This is a genomic window from Aequorivita sediminis (assembly GCF_032080575.2).
GTDB lineage: Bacteria > Bacteroidota > Bacteroidia > Flavobacteriales > Flavobacteriaceae > Aequorivita > Aequorivita sediminis.
Map to the genome: position 1 here is coordinate 546066 of NZ_JAVLSO020000002.1, position 25021 is coordinate 571086.

Below are 25021 nucleotides of genomic sequence, written 5' to 3' on the forward strand. Positions count from 1 at the left end.
TTTTAATATGAAGTTTTAATTTACATTTCGGCTTTTTCAGTTTCTGCCGAACGGTCAATTTTCTTCACAAGGCCTTGTAATACATTTCCTGGTCCAACTTCAATGAATTTAGTTGCGCCATCTTTAATCATATTCTGAATACTTTGTGTCCATTTTACTGGAGCTGTAAGTTGGAATATAAGATTTTTCTTTATTTCAGAAGGGTCGGTAACCGCAAAAGTTGACACATTTTGATAAATCGGGCAAGCTGGATCTGTAAATTGGGTTCCTTCAATGGCTGCAGCCAGTTCTTCTCTTGCTGGCTCCATTAACGGGCTGTGGAATGCACCTCCTACTGGTAAAATAAGTGCTCTACGAGCTCCTGCTTCTTTTAAACGTTCACAAGCTGTACCTACAGCATTAATTTCACCAGAAATAACTAATTGTCCTGGACAGTTATAATTTGCAGCCACCACAATTCCTGGAGTATTTGCACAAATCTCTTCCACTAAATGATCTTCTAAACCTAAAACAGCAGCCATAGTTGAAGGAGTTTGCTCACAGGCTTTTTGCATTGCTAAAGCACGTTTGTAAACCAACTGCAATCCATCGCTAAATGCAATGGTTCTATTAGCTACTAAAGCTGAAATCTCCCCTAATGAATGTCCAGCAACCATTTCTGGTTGAAATCTATCGCCCAATACTACTGCTAATATTGTAGAGTGTAAAAATATAGCTGGTTGTGTAACTTTTGTTTCCTTCAATTCGTCGGCAGAACCTTCGAACATAATTTTGGTAATGTCAAAGCCTAAGATATCATTGGCTTGATTAAATAATTCTTTTGCTTTCGCAGAATTATCGTAAAGGTCTTTACCCATTCCAGTGAATTGAGCACCTTGTCCAGGGAAGATATATGCTTTCATTTAATTCGTTTTTTTATTTGAGTTGCAAAAATAGGAATTAATTCCACGATTTTTGCTTGCTATCGAAAAAGGATTGGTTGCGCAATAAGCGACATGTTCTTATTAAATTAAGAATATTTATTTATAATCGAGTTAACTTTCGGTAAATAACTACTTCCAAATAAATTAAGATGTACGAGTAGGTAGTATAGCTGCCAAAGAGAAATTCTTTCTTCCCAACCTTTTTCTAAAGGAAAAATAGAATTGTATTTGACAATTAATTCTTCTGAAAACCCTCCAAACAACTTAATCATGGCAATATCCATTTCTCGTGGAGCAAAGGCCACCGCAGGATCTATTAAGACAGCTTGACTTTTTTTACTAACCATATAGTTGCCACTCCACAAATCACCGTGAATTAAAGATGGTGCTTCATTTGGGATTATTTTAGAAATGCATTTATAAAAGTTAGCTAGCTTTTTAAACTGATATCCATTTTCTGATGCCATATTAAATTGTGGCTCTAACCGATTACTTATATAAAATTCTGAAGCAGATTTACTAAAGTTATTTTTTTGAGGCAGACTACCTATATAGTTATCGTGGTCTAATCCAAAATCTGTTTGTGTAACCTGGTGAAGCTTTGCTAAATTATCGGCAAAAGACTCCCAAAAACAGGCATTTAGCTCTCCACTTGAGATATATTCGAGTAATAAATATGAGGTGTTTTCAATCTCTCCATTTGCTAAAGCCTTAGGGATTTTAAAACTATTCGAATCTCTTAAATAGTTTAAACCTTTTGCTTCTGTAGTAAACATATTGGGAAATTTTATAGCATCATTCAATTTAACTACAAAATTCCCTTCTTTACATTTCAGTAGAAATACTTCATTAATATCTCCACCAAAAAGTTGCTTAACCTCAATTAGAATTAAGTTGTTTTGGGCCGCAATATTTTGAAATCTATTGTTAAAAATAGCCAAGCTATTAAGGGGTCCTGTTGATTACGAGAATTATTTTAGAATAAACTTTTTACTCAATGTTCTGCCGTTAGTAAAGTTGAATTTTACAATGTAAAAACCTTTGTCTAAGGCTGTAAGATTAACACTTCCAGATTGAGAATTTGTTTTTTTATCGATAACACTTTGTCCGCCTATATTGTATATAGAAATATCGCTAACGTTTGTAGTTAGATTGTTTAGTCGGTAATTAAGTGTGTTTTCATTTACAAATACAGCAATAGCATTTTCTGAAAAATCGTTTACAGACATTGTTTGTGGCTTTGCAGCTTCAATTAAGAATTGCAAGCCCAGTTTCGTAAATTTTGCTGAATGATCAGGGATGTCGAAAAAAGAATATACATCTTCATCTGTATGTATTTTTGGATTAGACTCGCTGAATTTAGCTTCAAAAGGAAATGCAGCCTCGTAACCATTGTTTGCCCAACTTGCGTGATCGGAACAACCGTATCCACATTCGGTAAAGTTATAGGTAAAAGCGTGGTTACCAGCTCCGTTGTAATGATCCATTAAGTCAACCAAAAAGTTGTTTAAGGCGCTACTGTTGTACCAATCTGTAGAAACCCAAACATCTTCGTTAGAGCCATTGTAGCCTGTCATATCAAACTGAACGTAAGCCCCAACATTTATTCCGTTGCTAGCGTATTCTGATGCAATTTCTTCTGAACCTACAAGCCCAATTTCTTCAGCAGCATAAGCCATAACTTCAATAGTGCGATTTGGAACAAACTCTTTTGCTATAAGCACACGAATCATTTCATTTAAAGATGAGATTCCTGAGGCATTATCATCGGCACCGGGAGCATCATTAATATCCCAATATGAAGTTGAATCTAGATGTCCACCAATAATAACATATTCATCTGGAGTGTTGGCGCCATCAATAGTTAGGATTACAGAAGGCATTGGTGTGTTTTGATGATTGTAAATACGGGTATGAATGTCTGTTCTGCCAGATTGTGCAATCATGGCATCCCATTTAGCTTTTAAGTCGTGAACAGATTGTTCGCCTTGAGAGGTTTCGTGATGCCTTGTTCCGTAGGCTTGCAATTCTAAGATATCATCTTCTATATTCTGGTTATTAACCAGATCTAAACATTCATTAACTAAGTCGGTTTCAGTGATGGTGTATTCTAAAAATGAATTTCTACTTTGAACTCTATTTAAAGCTTGTAGCGCTTTTTCTTTAGAAGGTCTAAAAATATATCCCGGACCGTGAATTTGAACGCTTTCGTGTATTTTATGAGAAACTTCCTCCGTAAGAAAAACAGCAGATTCGTTGTTTTTTGTATCTAAAATCTGAATATCATTTGGGTATAGCTGCTTAAATTTTAAAGCAGTCTCTCCGCTCATTGTTGCGTAAAATGAATCGTTGTTTTGTGCAACTACCGCAGTTGCTAAAAAAAAGAATAAGATAAAGGTTGTTGTAAGGTTTTTCATTGGGAAGTTTGTAAGTTAATTTACGTAAAATTAAAACTTTTAATGAATTTAAACTCCTAATAATGAAGTTTAAATTTTTTGACGTATCTTATGGTGTTAAATAAGAACTTAACTTAAGTCTAAATTAATATCCTCCTCTATTTTGAAAAAGATAAAACAAGTATATAGTGGAAGTATTAAATCCGAGTAAGTGGGTAGATAATTACGCCGATTATCTTTATAATTATACAATTGTAAGGGTGAATGACGCTGTGATTGCGCAAGATTTGATTTCAGAAACTTTTCTAGCAGGATTAAGGTCTAAACACAATTTTAAAGGTGAGGCGAGTGAACGCACATGGCTTATTTCGATTTTAAAGCGGAAAATAATTGACTATTACCGTAAAAAAAATTCAAATAAAGGGAAGGCTGAGGTTCTTGTTTCATATAAAAGCGACGATATAGAAGGTAACTGGCTTGAAGAAAATGCTGCAGATTTATTTGACAAAACAGCCGAGGATAGAATGGAGAATAACGAACTCGGACTCGCCATTATAAAGTGCTTGAATAAACTACCAACAAAGCAAGGCGAAATTTTCAAAAAGAAAACAATTGAAAATCAAGATACGGATGTTCTTTGTAAAGAATACAATATTACTCCGTCTAATCTGTGGGTTATTATCCACAGAGCACGTAAGAATTTGATGGAGTGTTTAGAAAAAAACTGGTACAATTAATATTCTATGAAGTTATTTTTAAAATGTCGCGAAGCAGCATGTTTGTGTGACAAAAGCCAATATAAAGAGATTAGTATATTCGAAAAATTAAAACTTAAACTACATCTCTTACTTTGTAAACTGTGTAATAAATACGCGAAGAAGAATCAAAAACTTACAAATACTTTAAAAGCTGTAGAAATTAAAACTCTTAATCCCGAAAGTAAATTACAGTTAAAAGAGAAGCTTCAAAAAGAGCTAGCCGATAAGTATAATTCTTAAATTGCTTTAAAAGTGACATACATTACAAACCAGAGTATTGGTAAAGCTTCTACCCAAAATGAAGAGAAATATCGCTTTTGGTCTTTTTTTGAAATTAAAACTGCCCAACTTAAAATTATAGAGAATAATAGCAAACTTGTGAGATAAGCAGTTTCTGATGCTTCCTTTAGAAACTCAATAAATAAACTAATTGATAAAGCAACTAAACCTACTATTTTAGTGTTTTTAACACCGAGTTGTTGTGGAATAGTTTTTAAATCTAAGGCATCATATTGAATATCGCGAATTTCAAAAGGTAAAATAAGTGCGATTACAATTAAAAAACGTTGTATAAACGTAAGAATCACATCGCTTGTCATTGCTGATTCCGAAGCTATAAATGGAATAATGACCGTAATTCCTGCCCAAACAAATGCAACTATAAAAATTTTTAATCCAGAAAACATACGCAGACTCCTATGTTGTATAATTGGAACTGCATATAGCACAGTTGTGACTCCAAATAATACTATATAGAGAATTGTATTATATGAGAGTTGAAAGGCTAGAAAAATCCAGAGCAGAAAGCAAACGGCAGAAAAAACTTGAATCGCCCGCAAAGAATTGGTAAGACTTCTGTGATGTAGTCCTGCTATTGAAGCGTATTTTACAAAATTGTAAGCAGAAATTGTTCCAAGAAAAATAAAGGCTGAGGTGGTAAATGGTGTCTTTAAATTATACTCTAAAGCGGTGATGAAAAAGAAGGCTAAAACAGCTAAAGCAACATGTATGCTGCTATTTATATAAAAGCTGAAAACACCCCTCAGGAAATTCATGATTCCAAAATTAGGCAAACTGTTAGTAACCTATTGATTTAGTTGAAAAAATTAATTTTTCAAATCACCAAAAAGGAATTGATTCTCGTTAAAAATCGTAATTTTGCGCCGCATTGCAAACTATTGAGTTTTAATAGTCTGCTCGTATTAAAAATCTAAATATTATTATTACATAAATCCTAAGTTTTTTTGATTGTTTTATTTGGCAATCAACACAACTAAAGATTAAAATTCGGCAATTTTTATGAACACAGATTCTTTTGCATTAAGACATATTGGCCCAAGGGAAAGTGACCTTCCTGAGATGCTTGAAACAGTTGGTGTAAGCTCTATGGACCAACTAATTTATGAAACGGTTCCAGACGATATTCTGCTAAAAAACCCTCTCAACCTAGAAACGGCTATGAGTGAGCAGGAGTATTTAGAGCATATTACAGAATTGTCGTCTAAGAATAAATTATTTAAAACCTACATTGGTTTAGGATACCACCAATCTATTCTCCCTCCCGTAATCCAACGTAACATATTGGAGAATCCAGGGTGGTATACTGCGTATACACCTTATCAAGCAGAGATTGCACAAGGTAGGCTAGAAGCATTATTAAACTTTCAAACGGTAATTAGTGATCTTACAGGAATGGAGCTTGCAAACGCTTCTCTTCTTGACGAGTCGACTGCAGCAGCAGAAGCTATGTCGCTTCTATACAATGTACGTGAAAGAGATAAGAAAAAAAATAACGCTTCTAAATTCTTTGTTTCAGAAGATATTCTTCCACAAACACTTTCGCTACTACAAACTCGTTCAAATCCTTTAGATATTGAATTGGTAGTAGGAAATCACGAAGATTTTGATTTCGCTGATGAGTTCTTTGGAGCAATTCTTCAATACCCAAGTAGAACAGGAAAAGTTCACAACTATAAAAACTTTATCGAAAAAGCTAACGCAAACAATATTAAGGTTGCTGTTGCTGCAGATATTTTAAGTCTTGTGATGCTGGAATCTCCTGGGCATTATGGAGTTGATGTAGTTGTTGGAACTACACAACGCTTTGGAATTCCATTAGGATATGGTGGTCCACACGCTGCTTATTTTGCGACAAAGGAAGAATACAAACGAAGTATTCCAGGACGTATAATTGGAATTACTAAAGATGCAGACGGAAATCGTGCCTTGCGCATGGCACTTCAAACTAGAGAGCAGCATATTAAACGTGATAAGGCAACTTCAAACATTTGTACTGCGCAGGTATTATTAGCTGTAATGGCTGGAATGTATGCTGTTTATCACGGACCCGAAGGCTTAAAGTATATTGCAAGAAAAGTACATAACAGTGCAGTGACGCTTGCAAATGCATTAGAAGAACTAGGTTTCGAGCAAGTGAACGATACCTTCTTTGATACTATAGCTATTAAAACAGATGCTACAAAAATCAAATTCTTAGCTGAGGCTAAAGAAGTAAACTTTTATTATCCAGATAGTGAAACAGTTTCTATTTCGATAAATGAAACTACAACAGTAAAAGACTTAAATAAAATACTTGCAATCTTTGCTGAGGCTGTTAAAAAAGACTTCAAAAAGTTAAATGAACTTGAAACTGGAAATAAAATTCCGCAAGAAGTAGCTCGTAAAACCGAATTCCTTCAGCAAGAAGTTTTCAATAAGTACCACAGTGAAACAGACATGATGCGTTACATCAAAAAATTGGAGCGCAAAGATCTATCATTAAATCATTCAATGATTTCACTGGGTTCTTGTACTATGAAGCTTAATGCTGCAGCTGAGATGTTGCCATTAAGCGATCCAATGTGGGGGAATGTACACCCATTTGTACCAGTAGATCAAGCAGAAGGGTACCAAACAGTTTTAAAGAAACTAGAAAAACAACTTACGGAAATTACCGGATTTGCTGGAACTTCACTACAACCTAATAGTGGTGCGCAAGGTGAATTTGCTGGATTAATGGTAATTCGAGCTTATCACGAATCACGCGGAGAAGGACATAGAAATATTTGCTTGATTCCTTCTTCTGCACACGGAACAAACCCTGCAAGTGCAGTAATGGCGGGAATGAAAGTGGTCGTTACTAAAGCTACGGATGAAGGAAATATAGATGTTAACGATCTTCGTGAAAAAGCCTTAAAGCACAAAGACAACCTTGCTTGCTTAATGGTAACATATCCGTCAACACATGGAGTTTATGAATCTGCAATTCGTGAAATCACCGGCATTATTCACGAAAATGGTGGACAAGTATATATGGATGGTGCAAATATGAACGCTCAAGTAGGGTTGACCAATCCTGGTGCTATTGGAGCAGATGTTTGCCACTTAAACCTACACAAAACTTTCGCTATTCCTCACGGAGGTGGAGGTCCTGGAGTTGGTCCTATTTGTGTAGCAGAACAATTAGTTCCGTTTTTACCAACCAACCCAGTAATTCCAACTGGAGGTGATCAGGCAATTTCATCAATATCATCGGCTCCTTATGGTAGCTCGTTGGTTTGCTTAATTAGCTATGCTTACATCTGTATGTTAGGAGTAAATGGTTTGAAAAAAGCTACAGAACACGCCATATTGAATGCCAATTATATTAAAGAAAGATTAAGCGGACATTATGAAGTGCTTTATGCAGGAGAAAGAGGTCGTGCAGCTCACGAAATGATTGTGGACTGTCGTCCGTTTAAAGCAAAAGGAATTGAAGTTGTAGATATCGCTAAAAGATTGATGGATTACGGCTTCCACGCGCCAACAGTTTCTTTCCCTATTGCTGGTACACTTATGATTGAGCCAACTGAAAGTGAAAGTAAAATGGCGTTGGATCAATTCTGTGAAGCTATGATTTCTATCCGTCAAGAAATTGAGGATGCCGATAAAGATGAGTCAAATAATGTATTAAAAAATGCGCCTCATACTTTACAGATGCTTACTTCAAATGAATGGGATTTTCCTTATACAAGACAAGAAGCAGCTTTCCCATTAGAATATATTTCAGACAACAAATTCTGGCCATCAATTAGAAGAGTAGATGATGCTTATGGTGATCGTAACTTAATTTGTACTTGCGACCCAATTGAAGCTTATATGGAAGCATAATTAATTAAAAGCAACGGTATTCAGTATTGAATTGATTTTAATTTTTTTTACTGAATACCGTTTCACTATATAGCTTCGGGATTAAATATTTTTTTCCGTATTTTTAAAAAAAACTTTTCAAAATATGAATGTCAAAATAACAGGTATAGGCAGTTATATTCCTAGCGAAATTGCAAAGAATGAACAGTTTGGGAATCATCATTTTTACAATGAAGATGGTACCCGATTTGGTCAAAAAAATGATACAATTATTGAGAAGTTTAAGGCTATTACTGGAATAGATGAACGTCGTTATATCCCAAAAAACTTAAATACTTCTGATATAGCAACTTTTGCTGCCGAAAAGGCTATTAAAGATTCAGGGATTGATAAGGAGGATTTAGATTATATTATTGTAGCGCATAATTATGGCGATGTTAAACACGATTCTGCGCAAAGTGATACGGTTCCAAGTATTGCAACTCGCGTAAAGCACAATCTTAAAATCCAAAAACCAACCTGCGTAGCATACGATATGCTTTTTGGATGTCCTGGATGGATAGAAAGTATGATTCAAGCCAATGCCTTTATAAAATCTGGTATTGCAAAAAAATGCCTTGTGATTGGTGCTGAGGCGCTATCAAGAGTTGTTGATCCTCACGATCGCGATTCAATGATTTACAGCGATGGTGCAGGTGCAGCGGTTGTTGAAGCAACAGATGAAGAGGGCGGTATATTAAGTCATTTTAGTGCAACTTATGCATTTGATGAAGCACATTTCATCTATTTTGGTGAAAGCAATAATTTTGAAGTAAAAGATAGGCGTCGATATATAAAAATGTACGGTCGAAAAATTTATGAATTCGCTTTAAATCGAGTGCCAGACGCTATGAAAACTTGCCTAGATAATTCTGGAATCGGAATTGATGAGGTCAAGAAAATTCTTATCCATCAAGCCAATGAAAAGATGGACGAGGCTATTATTAACCGTTTCTATAAACTCTACGACAAGCCTACTCCAGATAAAATTATGCCTATGAGTATAGGTAAGTTAGGAAATAGCAGTGTAGCTACAGTTCCAACACTTTACGATTTAGTTTTAAATGGTGAACTTGAAGGGCATTCTTTAAACAAAGGAGACGTAGTTATTCTAGCAAGCGTAGGTGCAGGAATGAATATTAATGCGATAGTATATAAGGTATAATTAATTCAGAATTCCGTATTCTGAATACTGAATTAAAAAACATGTACGAAGGTAAATTTCCTACTAAAAGATATAAGCACACATTACGTTTTTTGAATGATGTAATTTCTAAAGAAGAGAAAATTCTCGATTTAGGGGTTGCAAATCCTTTTTCTGAAATTCTTACCAAGGAAGGCTACGACGTAACAAATACTCAGGGGCAGGATTTAGACTTAAAGACCGATGTTGTTAAAACTGATTCTTACGATGTTGTTACAGCATTCGAGATTTTTGAACACTTAGTGTCTCCTTTTAATGTTATAAAAGATATTGAAGCTAAGAAATTAGTAGCATCAATCCCGTTAAGGCTTTGGTTTGCTTCGGCCTATAGAAGTAAAACCGATAAATGGGACAGACATTATCACGAATTTGAAGATTGGCAATTTGATTGGCTTCTTGAAAAAGCAGGTTGGCGAATCGTTAAGCGTGAAAAGTTTACAAACCCAGTAAAGAGAATAGGAATACGTCCTATACTACGTAGTTTTACACCGAGATATTATCTAGTTTACGCTGTTAGAAATTAATGGAATTTTACATCATCATACCCGCCCATAATGAAGAGGCTTATATAGGTAAGATGTTGCAATCAATCGTTGAACAAACAATTCTTCCTAAAAAGGTTGTTGTTGTAAATGATGCTTCAACCGACGATACTCAAAAGATTGTCGATCAATTTTCAAAACAGTATCCATATATTCAAAGTGTTTTTCACAATTCAAAAGCACTTCACGAGCCTGGAAGTAAAGTAGTAAATGCATTTTACAAAGGCTTAGAAACGCTAGATTCAGATTTTGAACTAATTGGAAAATTTGATGCCGACTTAATACTTCCTAAAGATTATTTTAAAAAAACCATTCAACTTTTCACGGCTGATAATAACGTAGGTATAGCTGGAGGGAATCTCTATATTGAAAATGATGGGGAATGGAAGTTTGAAGCTATTTCAGAAAAAACCAAAGTCCGCGGACCTATAAAACTGTATCGTAAAAAATGTTTTGAAGATATAGGTGGCCTTAAAAAATCTATTGGTTGGGATTCTGTAGATGGCTTATTGGCAGAATACCACGGATGGACTATAAAAACTGATACTTCCTTAAAAGTAAAACACTTAAAACCCACAGGAAAAGTTTATACCCACACCGCCAAACTTAAGCAGGGTGAAGCTTTTTATAAGATGCGTTATGGGTTTTGGCTAACGTTTATCGCTTCAGCAAAACTAGCTTCCAAAAAAAATAGCTTTTCATTTTTCATAAATGCAATAAAAGGTTTTTACAAAGCGAAAAGGGAAAACCTAGAGTATATGGTTTCAGAAAAAGAAGGAAAATTTATCCGAGATTTGCGCTGGAAAAATATTTTTAGGAAAATAGGAGTTCGTTAATTCAATGAGCGGGAGATTAGTGTAGAATACCTTATTTAACAACAAACTCTTAACACATCATAACCTTATTAATTCCTATTTTTACCGGAAAATTATATAATATGAAGATTAAGTTTTCTCTCCTTGCAGTTTTATTGTCAGTTTCAATTATTTCAACTTCATGTGTTTCTGTTAATGTAAAAGATAACACCGTTTCACATGTGCCTCAAGAATCAAAAAAACCTAAAAATATCATCCTTTTAATAGGTGATGGTATGGGCTTAAGTCAGGTTTCAGCGGCTATTTATTATAAAAATGCAAAGCCAAACTTTGAGCGCTTTAACACTATAGGTTTGAGTAAAACTTCCTCTTCAAACGAGTTGATTACCGATTCTGCTGCAGGTGCAACAGTTTTTTCTACTGGGGTTAAAACCTATAACGGAGCTATAGGTGTAGATAAGGACACCATTCCCGTTCCAACTATTGTAGAACATCTTGTAAAACGGGGTTATGGCACCGGAATTGTTGCAACTTCATCTATACAACATGCGACCCCTGCTTCTTTTTATGCACACGTAAAAAGCAGAAGTATGTATGAGGAAATTACAGAGTTTGCTCCAAAAAGTGGCGTTAATTTTTTTGCAGGTGGGGGGCTAAAGTTTTTCAACAAAAGAAAAGATGGTAGGGATTTGTTGGCTTCCATGAGAGACAATGGTTATGAGGTGATAACAGATGAATTACCAAAATCTCCAAGTGAAAAAAATCAATTGATTTTACTTGCTGAGAATGGAATGCCAAAAATGAGTGAGGGTAGGGGAAATTTCCTTCCAAATGCAACAAAACTAGCGATGGAGAAATTGTCTAAAAACGAAAATGGTTTTTTCCTAATGGTTGAAGGTAGCCAAATTGATTGGGGCGGACATAATAATGAAGGTGACTATTTAATTGAAGAACTTTTAGACTTTGATAAAGCTATAGGTGTTGCTTTAGATTTTGCCGCTAAAAACGGTGAAACTTTGGTAATTGTTACTGCAGACCATGAAACTGGAGGCTTCACTTTAGCGTCTAAAGATGGGGATTATAACAAAATAAACCCAGTGTTTTCAACTACGGGACACTCTGGCACAATGGTGCCTGTTTTTGCTAAAGGACCTGGAGCAGAATTGTTTAATGGAATTTATGAAAACAATGAGATTTACTTTAAAATGATGGAACTTTTAAAGTAATCGATTTTTCGAATAATGATTTTTATTTTACTGACTGTTATATGAGGTCTGGGAGGTTAGATATTTTGTTTTAAAATTAATTTAATTTGTAAAAAACATCTTACCAATGAATTCTTAACGCACTTTTATAAATTACACTAATGTAAATTTAGTACTTTAGCCATAACTATAGATTTTATGAAGTATTTACATGATATTGGTTCTTATTTTTTGATGCTTAAAAAAGTGTTCGCTAGCTTCACTAAAACATCAGTACTGAAACATATGATCTTTAAAGATATAAACGACCTTATTATAAGTTCTTTGGGTATCGTTGCATTTATATCTTTTTTTGTGGGAGGTGTTGTATCTATTCAAACAGCATTAAACATGGACAACCCAATTGTTCCAGATAGTTTAATTGGATTTGCAACTCGACAATCTGTTATCCTGGAATTTGCTCCAACTTTTATCTCTATTATCATGGCGGGTAAAGTTGGATCTTTTATTACTTCCAGTATCGGCTCTATGCGAGTTACAGAGCAGATTGATGCTTTGGAAGTTATGGGGATAAACTCCCTAAACTACTTGGTTTTCCCTAAAATTGTCGCTTTAATGTTTTATCCTTTTGTGATAGTGCTTTCAATGTTTTTAGGAGTTTTTGGAGGTTGGGTAGCAGCGGTGTATGGTGGTTTTAGTAGTTCTGCCGATTTTATTGCTGGAGTTCAAGAAGACTTTATACCCTATCAACTATTTTACGCCTTTTTTAAAACATTCATATTTGCTTTTATATTAGCTACTGTACCTTCTTGGCAAGGTTACTATATGAAAGGTGGCTCACTTGAAGTAGGTAAAGCAAGTACAAATTCCTTTGTGTGGACTAGTGTACTTATAATTGCCGCAAACTATATAATAACCCAACTCCTTTTAAGCGCATGATAAAAATTGAAGATGTACATAAAAGATTTGGTGAAGAAGAAATTCTAAAAGGAATTTCCACTGTATTCGAAAAAGGGAAAACCAACCTTATTATCGGGCAGAGTGGTAGTGGTAAATCCGTTATGCTTAAATGTCTTATTGGATTATTTAAGCCAGAACAAGGTAAAATCTATTACGGAGACGAGGCTATTCAAGATATGGACGACGAAAGGCAACGCAAGCTTCGCGAAGAAATGGGAATGCTTTTTCAAGGTGGAGCATTGTTTGATTCGATGAATATTGAAGAAAATGTAATGTTTCCGTTGCGAATGTTTACAAAGATGAAGAAGCAAGAAATGCTAGCCCGAGTAAATGAAGTTTTAAAACGTGTAAACCTCGAAGGGGTTAATAAAAAATATACTGCCGAAATTTCTGGTGGAATGCAAAAACGTGTTTCTATAGCTCGTGCAATCGTAAACAAGCCAAAATATTTATTTTGTGATGAACCTAACTCTGGACTAGATCCGAAAACAGCTACCTTAATTGATACATTAATTCAAGAGATTACGCATGAATACGATATTACAACTATCGTGGTAACTCACGATATGAATTCAGTTATGGAAATTGGTGAGAAGGTAATGTTGCTTAAAAATGGCAAACTAGTCTGGCAAGGGACAAATCAAGAAATATTCAAAACCGATAACGAAGATGTTACCAGTTTTGTGTATTCATCAGATCTATTTAAGAAAATACGCGATGTTCAGTTAAAGGAAAATAAAGCTTAATTAGTTTATTACCTTATCTATATTCTGATACATCAAGCGTATCCAATTTCATTTTAAACTTAATCCAAGCTTCAATTTTCTTTAATTCTTCTTGGCGTTGTCTCGCAGGAACATTTTTCTTCCAACGTATGTTTATCACTGGTAGTGTATCGGTTTTTTTAAAGTTGGTTGTAATTTTATTTGAATAGCTAAATGTTTCAACGTTTTCGTAGTTTATTTTTAGCTCTTTGCTCACTTCTTCAAAAGGAATACTTTTAACTTTTAACATGGTGATTTGATCCTCTAAAAAGCGAATTCTTTCATCCTTATTTTGAATAATCTGTTCGTTTTTTACGTAAAGATCTTCTAAAATACCTGCTTTTATTTCTCCTGATAGCCTTGCTGCCATTTCTCCACTTTGATCAGTTCCTTGATAAATTCGCAATTGAGCGGTTTCGAGTTTATCAGTGTTTTCTAATTCTGTTAACCATTCATTTATTTTAGATTGTGGCACTGGACGACCAATAAAATAAACATCTATATCTTTTGTTTTGTAATCTTGAGTAAATTTAACTACTTCGGCTCCGTCGTATTTTACTGTTTTGTTCACAAACTCCTTAGCTCTGTTTTCAAAAACTTGTTGGTCTAATAGTTTTATAAATAGCCATACACTAGGAACCATTACCGCAATCGCAATTAAAGATGCAATTTGAGAAATTCGCTTACGTCTTTTACTATTTGCATACCTTACTAATGGAAATCTCAAAATTTTTGAAACTATAAATGTAGATAGCGCAATAAACACTGCGTTAATGCTAAATAAGTATAAAGCACCACCGGCATATGAAGCATTTCCAATTGCCAATCCATAACCCACAGTACACAAGGGTGGCATTAAGGCGGTGGCAATTGCAACCCCAAATATAACGCTAGCAATTGTTCCGCTCTTTGTTTTAGCAACTATAAGTCCTAATCCACCAAAAATAGCGATCAGCACGTCTAAAATTGTAGGATATGTTCTTGCAATAAGCTCAGGTGTTTCTTCGGTAAGTGGCGATAACTTAAAGTAAAGAAATGCTGTAAGTACACTTAAAAATACCATTACCCCTAAGTTTATAAGCGAACGTCTAAGGGTTTCAACGTCGTTAATAGCTACAGATAATCCAATACCTACAATTGGTCCCATAAGTGGAGATATAAGCATGGCTCCAATTACAACAGCAGTACTACTTACGTTAAGACCAATAGATGCAACGAATATGGAGAAAATAAGAATCCAAGCAGTATGTCCTTTAAAAGAAATGTCCTTTTTTACTGCGTCAATAGTAGCGTCTCGGTCGGTGTCTGCACGAATGTCGAAAAGTTCTTTTAAGAACTGTTTGAGGCTTTGCCAAGTATTGAGTTTTACTTGCTCAAACTCCTCGTCGTTAGGAGTAACCTTTATATCATTATTGTTATTTGTATTCTCCATTTATAAATATTTTTTACCAAATTTATTGGAAACTTCTTTTAAAAGTTCTTTTATCTCTTGTTCCTTATCTTTTGGAAATACAAGTAAAACATCTTCTTTGTCCACTACAATATAATCTTCAATACCGTCTAAAACAACAAGTTTTTTTGACGATGTAAATATCATATTGTTTTTCGATTTTTCTATGAGAGTGTCAGCATTTACAATAGAATTATTAAAATTATCTTTCTTTAACTTGTCGTGAAGCGCTCCCCAAGTACCCAAATCGTTCCAATCGAAAGTAGCTTTTTTTACGTAAACATTATCAGCTTTTTCTAAAATTCCGTAATCAATAGATATATTTTCTGCCGCTGAATAGTTTTCTTCAATAAATGTCTTTTCCTTATCTGTGTTTAAATACTCATTTCCATTTGAAAATAAGGTGTACATCTCACCCAAATATTTTTCGAAGGAACTAACTATGCTTTTTGCACTCCAAATAAAAATACCAGCATTCCAATTAAAATTCCCAGCGGCTATAAATTTCTTGGCAGTTTCATAATCTGGTTTTTCTCGAAACTGTTTTACTTTAGTAATGTTTTTATTATCTACTTTTTGGTTATCAAGTTTTTCAGCTTCACTTAATGTAGGCTCCGTTTTACTTTCTATATAGCCAAATCCAGTGTTAGGAAATGTAGGTTTAATTCCTAAAGTAAGTAAAATATCTTCTTTTTCAGCAGCCTCAAAACATTCTTGAACGTCTTTCGAAAAAGCTAATTCATCCTCTATCCAGTGATCGCTTGGGGCAACCAACATTAGTGCATTTGGGTTTTTTTTCTTTATTTTTAAAGCGGAAAGTAAAATGCAAGGCGCAGTATTTCGCATTGCAGGTTCTAATACTACTTGCTTTTCTGAAATCTTGGGTAGTTGTTCAAGTGTAATCTCCAAATACCTTTCGTTGGTAAGTATATAGATGTTTTCCGAAGGTATAATTTTATTAAGCCTCGAAAATGTTTTCTGCAGTAAGGTTTCTCCAGACCCCAACATATCGTGGAACTGCTTTGGAAACTCTTGTGTGCTTACTGGCCAAAATCTTGAGCCAATTCCACCCGCCATTATTACTGCATAATAATTATTATTCATAGTTAATGTTTTGATTCAAGACACTAAAGAATTAGAGAACAAGATCTAATTCGATGTCTGTATGTTTTAATAGGTTAAGTATAGTTCTTGCTAACGGTTTATCGGAATCTTTTCATATTTATTTCAAAAATTCCACTTCCGCATTTGGATTAAAAAGGTAAACTCTGCCTGTTGCAATTTCTACACATTCATATCGCTTCACTTTCTTCTTTCCGCGTTTAAATATTCTTCCATTATACAGTCTAAAACTACCACCTAAGGGGATTTCAAAGATATAGTTTTTATCATTCTCGGGATCGAACTGCTTCAGCGCTAAAGATAATTTTGCGTCGGTATCACTAGATGCTGTCGGATTTTTAAAATGCCGCGCTAATAATGGTAAAAGTTGATTAGGAAAAACCTCTGGTCGTAAATAGGGAAGCATTAGCAATTGAAATGTGCGTTTCCATTCAATTCCGTGTGGTTTAATTAGCTTGCCGTACTTTTCGAAAGCTTCTAAATGTGCTATTTCGTGAATAAGGGTAATAAGAAAACGATATTTATTTAAAGAAGTGTTTACAGTAATTTGATGTTGCCCATTAGGCATTCTTCTATAGTCACCGTGACGTGTAACACGTTGGTTAACAATTTTTAGGTGAACATTGTAAGTCTTTATTAGCTCAAAAACAGGAACAACAGACGCCTGCGGAATATATTTCTCAAGAATCTCTATCATAGAAGGACAAGATATAAATTTTTACGCCTAGAAATAGCTTCAAAAATACCCAGAATTAGCCTTAAAAAGCCCGTTTAGATGTCAAAATATAAAATAAAATTAAGAATCGAAAGCTATTGTAGTTACCATTCATTTTAGTATCAATTAGTTAAATATTTTTATTTAAATTAATTCTAAATAGTCTTGGATAATTGAGTTTTGCGCAATAGTTTTGCACTTTATTTAAATTCAATCTAAATTAATATAACATAAAATGAAATACATTACTTCGTTACTTTTTATGATTTGCGCCCAGTTTATGATAGCGCAGGAAGTAGCAACAATTCAAGGAAAGGTTATCGATATCGACAACAATCCTATCCCTTTTGCTAGTGTTTATATCTCCGAAATAAAGAAAGGAGGAACAGCAAATGGAGATGGTGAATTTACCTTAAACAATATTCCTTATGGGGAATGGCAATTAACTTCTAGTGGAGTAGGGTATCAGGCAATTTCAATTGCAATTCATCCTAATCAATCTGTTTTAAGCGGGATTGTTTTTCAACTTCCTTTTGATAATGAATTAGAGCAAGTAGAAGTTTTTGGTAACCGAAACGACCATCCAGATAAAATTGAATCTATTACGCGTTTACCATTAAAACCTTATGAGCAGATTCAGAGTATTTCTGTTATTTCTAAAAAGGTAATTGAAGATCAAGGAGCTCTTTCTATCTCTGATGCTACTAAAAATGTTCCCGGAGTTTACACTTTTGCCACTTATGGCAATAAGCGTGAAAGTATGTCGTCTCGTGGATTTAGAGGTATTCCAATACTTAAAAATGGCGTGCGAGTACACTCCGATTTTCGAGGTGTTGGAGTATTGACCGATATGCAGGGAGTAGATAATATTCAAATTTTAAAAGGTACAGCCTCAATTACACAAGGGGTGGCTACCGATTTGGGAAGTCCGGGTGGAATTATAAACATAGTTACCAAAACCCCTAAATACAACACAGGAGGAAGTGTGAGTTTAAGAGGAAATAGTTTTGGACAGATTAGGCCAACCTTCGATTTATATGGACCACTTAATAAAGAAAAAAACATTGCATTCCGTTTAAATGGAGCATTAGAAAGAGCTGATAGCTATCGCGATATGGTAGATAAAGAAAGCTTTTATTTCAACCCCTCTTTCCAATGGAAAGTGAATAAGAAAACTACTGTAACACTAGAGTTAGACCATTATTACGATAGTCGTACGCCAGATTTAGGAACCGTTAACCTTGCAGATAATGATGTAAACGCAATCTACAATCTTCCAGATTCACAGTTTTTAGGGTTTGAAAATGATCGTTCCATTACTCAAAATACGACCTATGCAATTCGAATGGATCACGAATTAAACGATAAGCTTACCTTAAAAGGTGCGTTTTACAGCTCGTCTTTAAGTTTAGACGATAAAGGTGCTAGTCTAGGGAAAACAATTGAAGAAAATGACGCTCCATTATACAATGTTCGTCAGCGTAGCTATACTACATCAACCCGAGATGATAACAACAGCGTTTTGCAATTCGATTTAATTGGTGACGATGTATACACGGGTTCTATTAAACACACTTTTCAAGTTGGGTTTGATTATCGTTCTTCTCGAGTAAGTACTAGTAGCCAATCTGCCGGAGTAGTCGATACTATTAATGTTTTTCAGAATATAGCACATCGCTTACCAAATGTTTCTCTAAACGACCCCAATATTAGCGGTGGAAAAACAAATTCACTAGGTTTTGTGGCACAAGATGTAATTTCATGGAATTCATGGTTAAAAACATTTTTAGGAGCGCGCTATAGTTCTACGGAAACAATTTCTGAAACTGAGAATACGCGTAGCGACGCTTTTAATCCATTAGGTGGTTTTATTATTTCACCAATTAAAAACATCAATATTTTTGCTTCATACACCAATAGTTCGTATCCAAGAACAGCTTCACGCTTAGGTGAAAACGGTGAGGAATTGGGTAATGAGCGTTACGATCAGATTGAAACAGGTTTAAAAACTACTTGGTTAAACGACAGACTGCGTTTTAATGTGACACTTTTCAAAATCAACAATAAAAATATTAACCTCCCTGTTTACGATGAAACTTGGACTAACATCTTGTATTACACCCAAGGTGGTAATGACCAGCGACAAGGAATAGAAGTTGAATTGACAGGTCGTCCGCTTCAAAACTTGGAGTTGATTGGTGGGTATTCGTATATAGACGCTCAGTACAAGGAGCACACCTCTTATGTTTACGGATCTGCCCCGCTTAATACTCCAAAGCATACGTTTAATGCTTATGCCAATTATTCATTTAGAAATAGTGCATTGGATGGTTTAACTATCGGAGCAGGAGCTTACTTTACAGGTGAACGCCCAATTAACGATTGGTCTTCAGGACCTGTAACGCATGAAGGGATTGTTCCTGGACAAAAACCTTTCAATGTAGAAGCATATACGCTAGTAAACTTCCAAGCTGAATATAGATTCGATCAAAACTGGAGTGTTCAATTTCTTTTAAATAACGTCTTTAATGAAATAGGCTACAACGCCTATAGAACTCGCTATATCAATCAAACTGACCCAAGAAGTGTTGCTGGGGTAGTTCGTTATAGCTTTTAGTTGTTTGAGTTGTTAATTAATAAAGGCACGACCAAGGTTGTGCCTTTATCATTAATTGAGTTATTTATAGATGAAAACTAAAAAATATACACTCCGAAGGTTTATAAACGATGTTCACTTGTGGTTGGGAATAGGTAGTGGAATTATTTTGCTTATTATTTGCTTAACGGGAACCATACTTACTTTTGAAGAAGAAATTAAAAGTGTTTTTGCTGAGGAAATTGCAGTTTCACCAACCGAAATAAAGATACCTATTGAGCAATTAGTACAAACGCTTACTCCTGAAGGTGAAGTTATGCGCGTGAGTATTAGCCCAGAACCTACAAAACCCTATGAGTTTTCTGTAAAGACAAATAAAAATGACCGTCGAGGAACTACGTTTTTTGTTGACCAGTACAAGGGGGTGTATGCCATAAAACCTAAAAATCCGTTGGATGGTTTTTTTATGACCAACTTTAAATTGCATCGGTGGTTGTTACTAGATATATCTATCGGAAGGCCTATTGTTGGAATTTCAACTATTATATTTTTAATTCTTTCTATTTCTGGAATCGTACTTTGGTTTCCGAAGAAAAAATTGTCAAAACTGAAGTGGAAACATTTAAAACCTGGTTTTAAAATTGCTTGGCGAGCCAAGTGGAAGCGTATTAACCATGACCTACATGTTACTCTAGGATTTTATACGGCTATATTTTTAGTTATAATGTCTGTAACAGGTTTGTTTTGGTCTTTTGAGTGGTATAGGGATGCCGGAAGCGCAGTACTCGGGACTGAGGTTTTTGGTGGTCGCGGTGGCGGACCTAAAATAGAATCTAAAATTGATTTAGATAAAGGAAGTGTAGATTTTACTGATATATTAAACATTACTGAAAGAGAATTACCTTTTGAGGGTACTACAGTTTTACAAATTCCTACAGATGAAAAAGAAATATTTAATATTAGAAAATACCACGATCAAGAATTTTTTAAAACTGCTGTAGACGAATTGAAAATTGATCGTGATGGATCAATAATAGCTAAAGAAATTTTTTCAAAAAAATCCCTAAATAAGCAAATTGCGAGTTCCATAAAATCACTTCATATGGGAACAATTTTTGGCTGGTTTTCAAAAACTATTTACTTTATTTCCTGTTTAATTGCCACAAGTCTTCCGATTACAGGAGTAATTATTTGGCTTAAAAAATTAAAAGATAAAAAGAAAAAACTTGCTAAAAAGAAAGCTTAGAAAATTGTAAAAAGTTAAGGCGTAGTACTAGAAACTTGAAGTATTTTTCCGTTGTAGAATTTATTTCCTGTAAGTGAAAAATCCATGATGTATTGCGCCATTTCGGTGGCTGAAAGTGGGGCTTTTAAACCTGGGAAAGCTTCTTCAAGCATTTCCGTTTGTACAGAGCCTAATGCTAACGCATTAAAAGAAGGACCCGTTTCTTTATACTCTTCAGCAAGCAATTCTGTTAGGGTAAGTATTGCGCCTTTACTACTGCTATATGCGCTTAGTCCTGGGAACTTCACACTGCCTTGAACACCACCCATGCTACTGATATTTACCACGTGTCCATCCTTGTTTATATAAGGTAGCAAGGTTCTTATTAAAATAGAAGGCCCTAACACATTTACATCGTAACAAGCTTTAAACTCTTCAGCAGTAATTTCTTCGAAAGGTTTATTAACCAAGTGTCCAGCGTTGTTTATTAATACATCTACTCTTTCCATTCTGGCTTGTAAAAAGCTCGATAGTTTTACAATAGCAGCTGCATCGGCTATATCAAATTCTAAAGCAGTAACATTTTTCAAGTTTAACGCTGAAACAGGCTTAGAGTTTCTCGAAAGCGCCAATACATTATGTCCAGCTTCTGAAAATAACTTCACCATTTCAAAGCCAATACCTCTTGATGTTCCTGTAATTATTATGTTTTTCATGAAGTGATATTTAATGAAAAGACCTGCAAGGTGCTGCCGGAGCCCACCTTGTAGGTCTAAACCTAATGAATATTAAACTTACAAGGAGACCTGTTAAAAAGAGGAAAACACCTTGTAGTCTTTTAATTTCTACACAAACATAGTAACAGGATTCTCAATATACTGTCGTACTGTTTGTAAAAATTTTGCTCCTGTTGCGCCATCTACTGTTCTATGGTCACAAGCTAGGGTTACTTTCATAGTATTACCAACTGCAATCTGCCCGTTTTTCACAACTGGTTTTTGAACAATTGCTCCAACTGATAGTATTGCTGAATTTGGTTGATTTATAATGGAAGTAAATTCATCTATTCCAAACATACCAAGATTGGAAACAGTAAACGTACTACCTTCCATTTCTTGTGGAGTTATTTTCTTATTTCTTGCTTTTCCAGCCAACTCTTTTACTTGTGCTCCAATTTGAGAGAACGTCATTTGGTCTGCAAATTTCAATACCGGTACAAGTAACCCTTCATCTACTGCTACTGCAACCCCAATATGGATGTGCTTTGCGATTTTTGTAGCTTCTGGCGACCATTGGCTGTTTACTTGTGGGTGCTTACGCAACGCCATTGCACACGCTTTAATGATCATATCGTTAAACGATATTTTCACGTCAGGATCAGAATTAATTGCTTGGCGAGAGGAAATTGCGATATCCATGTCCAACTCAACAGTTAGATAGTATTCTGGAGCCGTAAATTTAGATTCAGACAATCGCTTGGCGATGGTTTTACGCATCTGAGAGTTTTTCACCTCTTCAAAACTTTCTGTTCCAACTGGAGTGTAAGCTTGTGCTCCACCTGCTGCGGCTGGCTGATAGTTTTCAATATCGCTTTTTACAATACGTCCATTTTCACCACTTCCGCGAACATGACGCAGGTTAATTCCCTTTTCTTCTGCCAAAACTCTTGCTAAAGGAGAAACAAATAGTCTTCCCTCATTAACAGTTTCTGATCTTGTGTTTTCTTTTGAAGCTTGAACCGGAGTCGCTTTTTCCGCTTCTTTTGGTTTAGAAGATTCTTTTTTCTCCTCTTTAGGTGCCTCAGAAGATTTTGATTTTGTTTGATAGCTTTCAACAATTCCAGAAACGTCTGTTCCTTCTGGACCAATAATAGCAAGTACAGCATCTACAGGTGACGACTCGCCTGCGCCAATGGCAATTTTTAAAAGTGTTCCAGAGTAGAACGATTCAAACTCCATAGTTGCCTTATCGGTTTCAATTTCAGCTAAAATATCACCTTCTTCAACTTTATCGCCTTCGTTTTTAAGCCAGGTAGCAACAGTTCCTTCCGTCATGGTATCGCTTAGGCGTGGCATTGTAATTACCTCAACACCATCAGGTAGTCCAGCCGAACCAGAAGAATCTTCATCTTTAGAAGTATCCTTCTTTTTATCCGAAGACTTTTTTTCTGCTTCATCTTCATCTTGAACCTCATCTTCCGAAGATTTATCTGATGTCTTCCCATCAATTAAATCTGAAATATCTTCACCTTCCTCACCAACAATAGCCAAAAGTGTATCTACAGGGGCGGTTTCCCCTTCTTCAATACCTATGTGAAGTAATGTTCCTTCGTAAAAAGATTCAAACTCCATTGTAGCCTTATCGGTTTCAATTTCGGCTAAAATATCGCCTTCGTTTACGGTATCCCCAACTTTTTTAAGCCAAGTTGCTACCGTTCCTTCCTCCATAGTGTCGCTTAAACGCGGCATGTTAATTACTTCTGCCATCTCTTATAATTTATCTGATAAAAAAGGGTAATCTTGTTGTTCATATACAGAATCGAACATCACGTTCTTCTCTGGGTATGGAGATTCATCAGCGAATTTTTCACATTCTTCAACCAAATCTTTCACCCTTTGGTTTATCTTTTTAATCTCGTCTTGAGTTGCCCAATCGTTTTCATAGATTTGATGAAGAACATAACTTATAGGATCTTCTTCTTGTTTCTTGGCAACTTCTTCTTTTGTTCTATAATGCTGTGCATCACTCATTGAGTGACCACGATAGCGATAGGTACGCAACTCTAAGAAAGTGGGTCCATCTCCGCGACGTGCGCGTTTAATAGCCTCGTCCATTTCTTTTGCTACTACTTCTGGCTTCATAGCATCAACTGGTTTACACGGCATTTCGTAGCCAAGACCAAGTTTGTAAATATCGGTGTGGTTTGCAGTACGTTCAACCGAAGTTCCCATAGCGTACCCATTGTTTTCAACACAGAATACCACTGGAAGTTTCCAAAGCATGGCAAGGTTAAAAGTTTCGTGGAGCGAACCTTGACGCGTAGCACCATCTCCCATATAGGTTAAGGTTACAGCATCTCTTTCAAAATATTTATCGGCAAAAGCCAAGCCAGCACCTAGTGGAATTTGTCCTCCTACAATACCGTGACCTCCGTAAAAACGGTGTTCTTTTGCAAAAATATGCATAGAACCTCCTAAACCTTGAGAAGTACCAGTTGCCTTACCGTAAAGCTCTGCCATTACTTTTCTTGGGTCTACACCCATACCAATAGGTTGTACGTGATTCCTGTATGCGGTAATCATTCGGTCTTTAGAAAGGTCCATAGCGTGCAGAGCACCTGCTAGAACAGCTTCTTGACCATTGTAAAGGTGTAGAAAACCTCTTACTTTTTGATTGATATAAACTTGCGCAAGTTTGTCTTCGAATTTGCGCCAAAAGAGCATGTTTTCGTACCAATCTAGGTACGTTTTCTTAGTGATTTTCTTCATCTATCTGCTATAAGGTTTTCCCAGGGGAAAATTTATTAAACGGATAACAAAAATAGTACTTTAAAAGGAGAAAATACAAATAACAATTCCTAAAATACAAATGCCCTAAAAAATGCAAAAAGCAAGTTTTAAACCATGTTTTATTTATAAAATAGTTGTTTTGTGTGTGATGCCTCTGCTAGAGGTATTTGGCATCGAAGCCTAAGGGGAGTAAATCTAGTACTGAATTAGTTTTCACTATTTTTCCAGTTTCACCCATAAAGTAAACGGCGATTGGAGATTTTTGTTTTTGTTCGTATTCCGCCAAAGACTGTCTGCAGGCGCCACAAGGCCCAATGGGTTCGGTTAAAACTTGTTTAGAAGAACTTGCAGAAATAGCAATTGCTTTAATTTCTTCGTTAGGATAAAGCGCTCCTGTATGGAAAATAGCCACACGCTCTGCACATAAGCCTGAAGGATAGGCTGCATTCTCCTGATTACTGCCAATCGTAATTTCGTTTGAAGCAAGCCGAATAGCTGCTCCAACTTGAAAAAGCGAATAAGGCGCATAAGCATTATTACGTGCTTCTTGCGCCTTATTCATTAATTCTTGAATATCTTTTGGAAGCTCTGAAACAGATTCAAAAACTTCAATTGAGATTTCTATTTTTTGTTTTTTCACGTGTGATTATTAATATACCTAAAAGGTTTT

General features: G+C 35.4%; 22 protein-coding genes. 11 read left to right on the top strand and 11 right to left on the bottom strand.

Going from position 1 to position 25021, the window contains the following annotated elements:
- Positions 1 to 20: 20 nt before the first annotated feature.
- From fabD to RT250_RS05995, 3 genes are all read right to left on the bottom strand, one after another.
- On the bottom strand, positions 21 to 902 hold the full coding sequence (gene fabD, locus RT250_RS05985) for an ACP S-malonyltransferase (RefSeq protein ID WP_313113011.1): 882 nt from the start codon (positions 900 to 902) through the stop codon (positions 21 to 23).
- Positions 903 to 1009: 107 nt separating this feature from the next.
- The gene (locus RT250_RS05990) at positions 1010 to 1864 is read right to left on the bottom strand and encodes a fructosamine kinase family protein (protein ID WP_313113014.1); all 855 of its coding nucleotides are present in this window, start codon (positions 1862 to 1864) and stop codon (positions 1010 to 1012) included.
- Between the two features lie 30 nt (positions 1865 to 1894).
- Positions 1895 to 3340 (bottom strand): M28 family peptidase, encoded by a 1446-nt coding sequence (locus RT250_RS05995; RefSeq protein ID WP_313113015.1) that lies wholly within the window; start codon positions 3338 to 3340, stop codon positions 1895 to 1897.
- A gap of 167 nt (positions 3341 to 3507) precedes the next feature.
- Between RT250_RS05995 and RT250_RS06000 the strand changes: the two genes are divergently transcribed.
- Positions 3508 to 4056, top strand: a complete 549-nt coding sequence (locus tag RT250_RS06000; protein WP_313113017.1) for a sigma-70 family RNA polymerase sigma factor — start codon at positions 3508 to 3510, stop codon at positions 4054 to 4056.
- 6 nt (positions 4057 to 4062) lie between these two features.
- On the top strand, positions 4063 to 4317 hold the full coding sequence (locus RT250_RS06005) for a hypothetical protein (RefSeq protein WP_313113019.1): 255 nt from the start codon (positions 4063 to 4065) through the stop codon (positions 4315 to 4317).
- Here the strand turns inward: RT250_RS06005 and RT250_RS06010 are convergent.
- A complete protein-coding gene (locus RT250_RS06010; protein ID WP_313113021.1) occupies positions 4314 to 5132 on the bottom strand; it encodes a UbiA prenyltransferase family protein in 819 nt (272 codons plus the stop codon). The genes RT250_RS06005 and RT250_RS06010 overlap by 4 nt on opposite strands.
- A gap of 244 nt (positions 5133 to 5376) precedes the next feature.
- Here RT250_RS06010 and gcvP point away from each other — a divergent pair, with 244 nt between their 5' ends.
- The 7 genes from gcvP (at position 5377) to RT250_RS06045 (ending at position 13716) form a co-directional block, all read left to right on the top strand.
- Complete coding sequence (gene gcvP, locus RT250_RS06015; RefSeq protein WP_313113024.1) at positions 5377 to 8226, top strand: aminomethyl-transferring glycine dehydrogenase; 2850 nt, start codon at positions 5377 to 5379, stop codon at positions 8224 to 8226.
- A gap of 124 nt (positions 8227 to 8350) precedes the next feature.
- Positions 8351 to 9409 carry a 3-oxoacyl-ACP synthase III family protein gene (locus RT250_RS06020; RefSeq protein ID WP_313113026.1) on the top strand — a complete coding sequence of 353 codons (1059 nt, stop codon included), beginning with the start codon at positions 8351 to 8353 and terminating at the stop codon, positions 9407 to 9409.
- Positions 9410 to 9450: 41 nt separating this feature from the next.
- Positions 9451 to 9972 carry a class I SAM-dependent methyltransferase gene (locus RT250_RS06025; protein WP_313113027.1) on the top strand — a complete coding sequence of 174 codons (522 nt, stop codon included), beginning with the start codon at positions 9451 to 9453 and terminating at the stop codon, positions 9970 to 9972.
- Entirely contained in the window at positions 9972 to 10826 is an 855-nt protein-coding gene (locus RT250_RS06030) for a glycosyltransferase family 2 protein (RefSeq protein ID WP_313113029.1), read from the top strand. The genes RT250_RS06025 and RT250_RS06030 overlap by 1 nt, the downstream gene beginning before the upstream one ends.
- Before the next feature lie 101 nt (positions 10827 to 10927).
- Entirely contained in the window at positions 10928 to 12031 is a 1104-nt protein-coding gene (locus tag RT250_RS06035; RefSeq protein ID WP_313113031.1) for an alkaline phosphatase, read from the top strand.
- A 177-nt stretch (positions 12032 to 12208) separates the two neighbouring features.
- Entirely contained in the window at positions 12209 to 12949 is a 741-nt protein-coding gene (locus tag RT250_RS06040) for an MlaE family ABC transporter permease (protein WP_179951763.1), read from the top strand.
- Complete coding sequence (locus tag RT250_RS06045) at positions 12946 to 13716, top strand: ABC transporter ATP-binding protein (RefSeq protein WP_313113035.1); 771 nt, start codon at positions 12946 to 12948, stop codon at positions 13714 to 13716. The genes RT250_RS06040 and RT250_RS06045 overlap by 4 nt, the downstream gene beginning before the upstream one ends.
- Positions 13717 to 13729: 13 nt before the next feature.
- Here the strand turns inward: RT250_RS06045 and RT250_RS06050 are convergent, their stop codons facing one another.
- From RT250_RS06050 to RT250_RS06060, 3 genes are all read right to left on the bottom strand, one after another.
- Positions 13730 to 15166, bottom strand: a complete 1437-nt coding sequence (locus RT250_RS06050; RefSeq protein ID WP_313113037.1) for a DUF389 domain-containing protein — start codon at positions 15164 to 15166, stop codon at positions 13730 to 13732.
- Positions 15167 to 16288 (bottom strand): mannose-1-phosphate guanylyltransferase, encoded by a 1122-nt coding sequence (locus RT250_RS06055; protein ID WP_313113039.1) that lies wholly within the window; start codon positions 16286 to 16288, stop codon positions 15167 to 15169. It lies immediately after the preceding gene.
- Between the two features lie 118 nt (positions 16289 to 16406).
- Positions 16407 to 17003 carry a SprT-like domain-containing protein gene (locus tag RT250_RS06060; protein WP_313113040.1) on the bottom strand — a complete coding sequence of 199 codons (597 nt, stop codon included), beginning with the start codon at positions 17001 to 17003 and terminating at the stop codon, positions 16407 to 16409.
- 253 nt (positions 17004 to 17256) lie between these two features.
- Here RT250_RS06060 and RT250_RS06065 point away from each other — a divergent pair, with 253 nt between their 5' ends.
- On the top strand, positions 17257 to 19638 hold the full coding sequence (locus RT250_RS06065) for a TonB-dependent receptor (protein ID WP_313113042.1): 2382 nt from the start codon (positions 17257 to 17259) through the stop codon (positions 19636 to 19638).
- Positions 19639 to 19708: 70 nt separating this feature from the next.
- A complete protein-coding gene (locus RT250_RS06070; protein WP_313113044.1) occupies positions 19709 to 20863 on the top strand; it encodes a PepSY-associated TM helix domain-containing protein in 1155 nt (384 codons plus the stop codon).
- Between the two features lie 14 nt (positions 20864 to 20877).
- On the opposite strand, the gene RT250_RS06075 is transcribed toward RT250_RS06070, so the two are convergent.
- The 4 genes from RT250_RS06075 to cdd all read right to left on the bottom strand — a co-directional run bounded on the left by RT250_RS06075 (position 20878) and on the right by cdd (position 24991).
- Positions 20878 to 21558 (bottom strand): SDR family NAD(P)-dependent oxidoreductase, encoded by a 681-nt coding sequence (locus tag RT250_RS06075; RefSeq protein WP_313113045.1) that lies wholly within the window; start codon positions 21556 to 21558, stop codon positions 20878 to 20880.
- A gap of 129 nt (positions 21559 to 21687) precedes the next feature.
- Entirely contained in the window at positions 21688 to 23328 is a 1641-nt protein-coding gene (locus RT250_RS06080; protein ID WP_313113046.1) for a pyruvate dehydrogenase complex dihydrolipoamide acetyltransferase, read from the bottom strand.
- Positions 23329 to 23331: 3 nt separating this feature from the next.
- Positions 23332 to 24330, bottom strand: a complete 999-nt coding sequence (gene pdhA, locus RT250_RS06085; protein WP_313113047.1) for a pyruvate dehydrogenase (acetyl-transferring) E1 component subunit alpha — start codon at positions 24328 to 24330, stop codon at positions 23332 to 23334.
- Positions 24331 to 24508: 178 nt separating this feature from the next.
- Positions 24509 to 24991, bottom strand: coding sequence for a cytidine deaminase (cdd, locus tag RT250_RS06090; protein WP_313113049.1), 483 nt, complete (start codon positions 24989 to 24991; stop codon positions 24509 to 24511).
- Between the last annotated feature and the right edge of the window lie 30 nt (positions 24992 to 25021).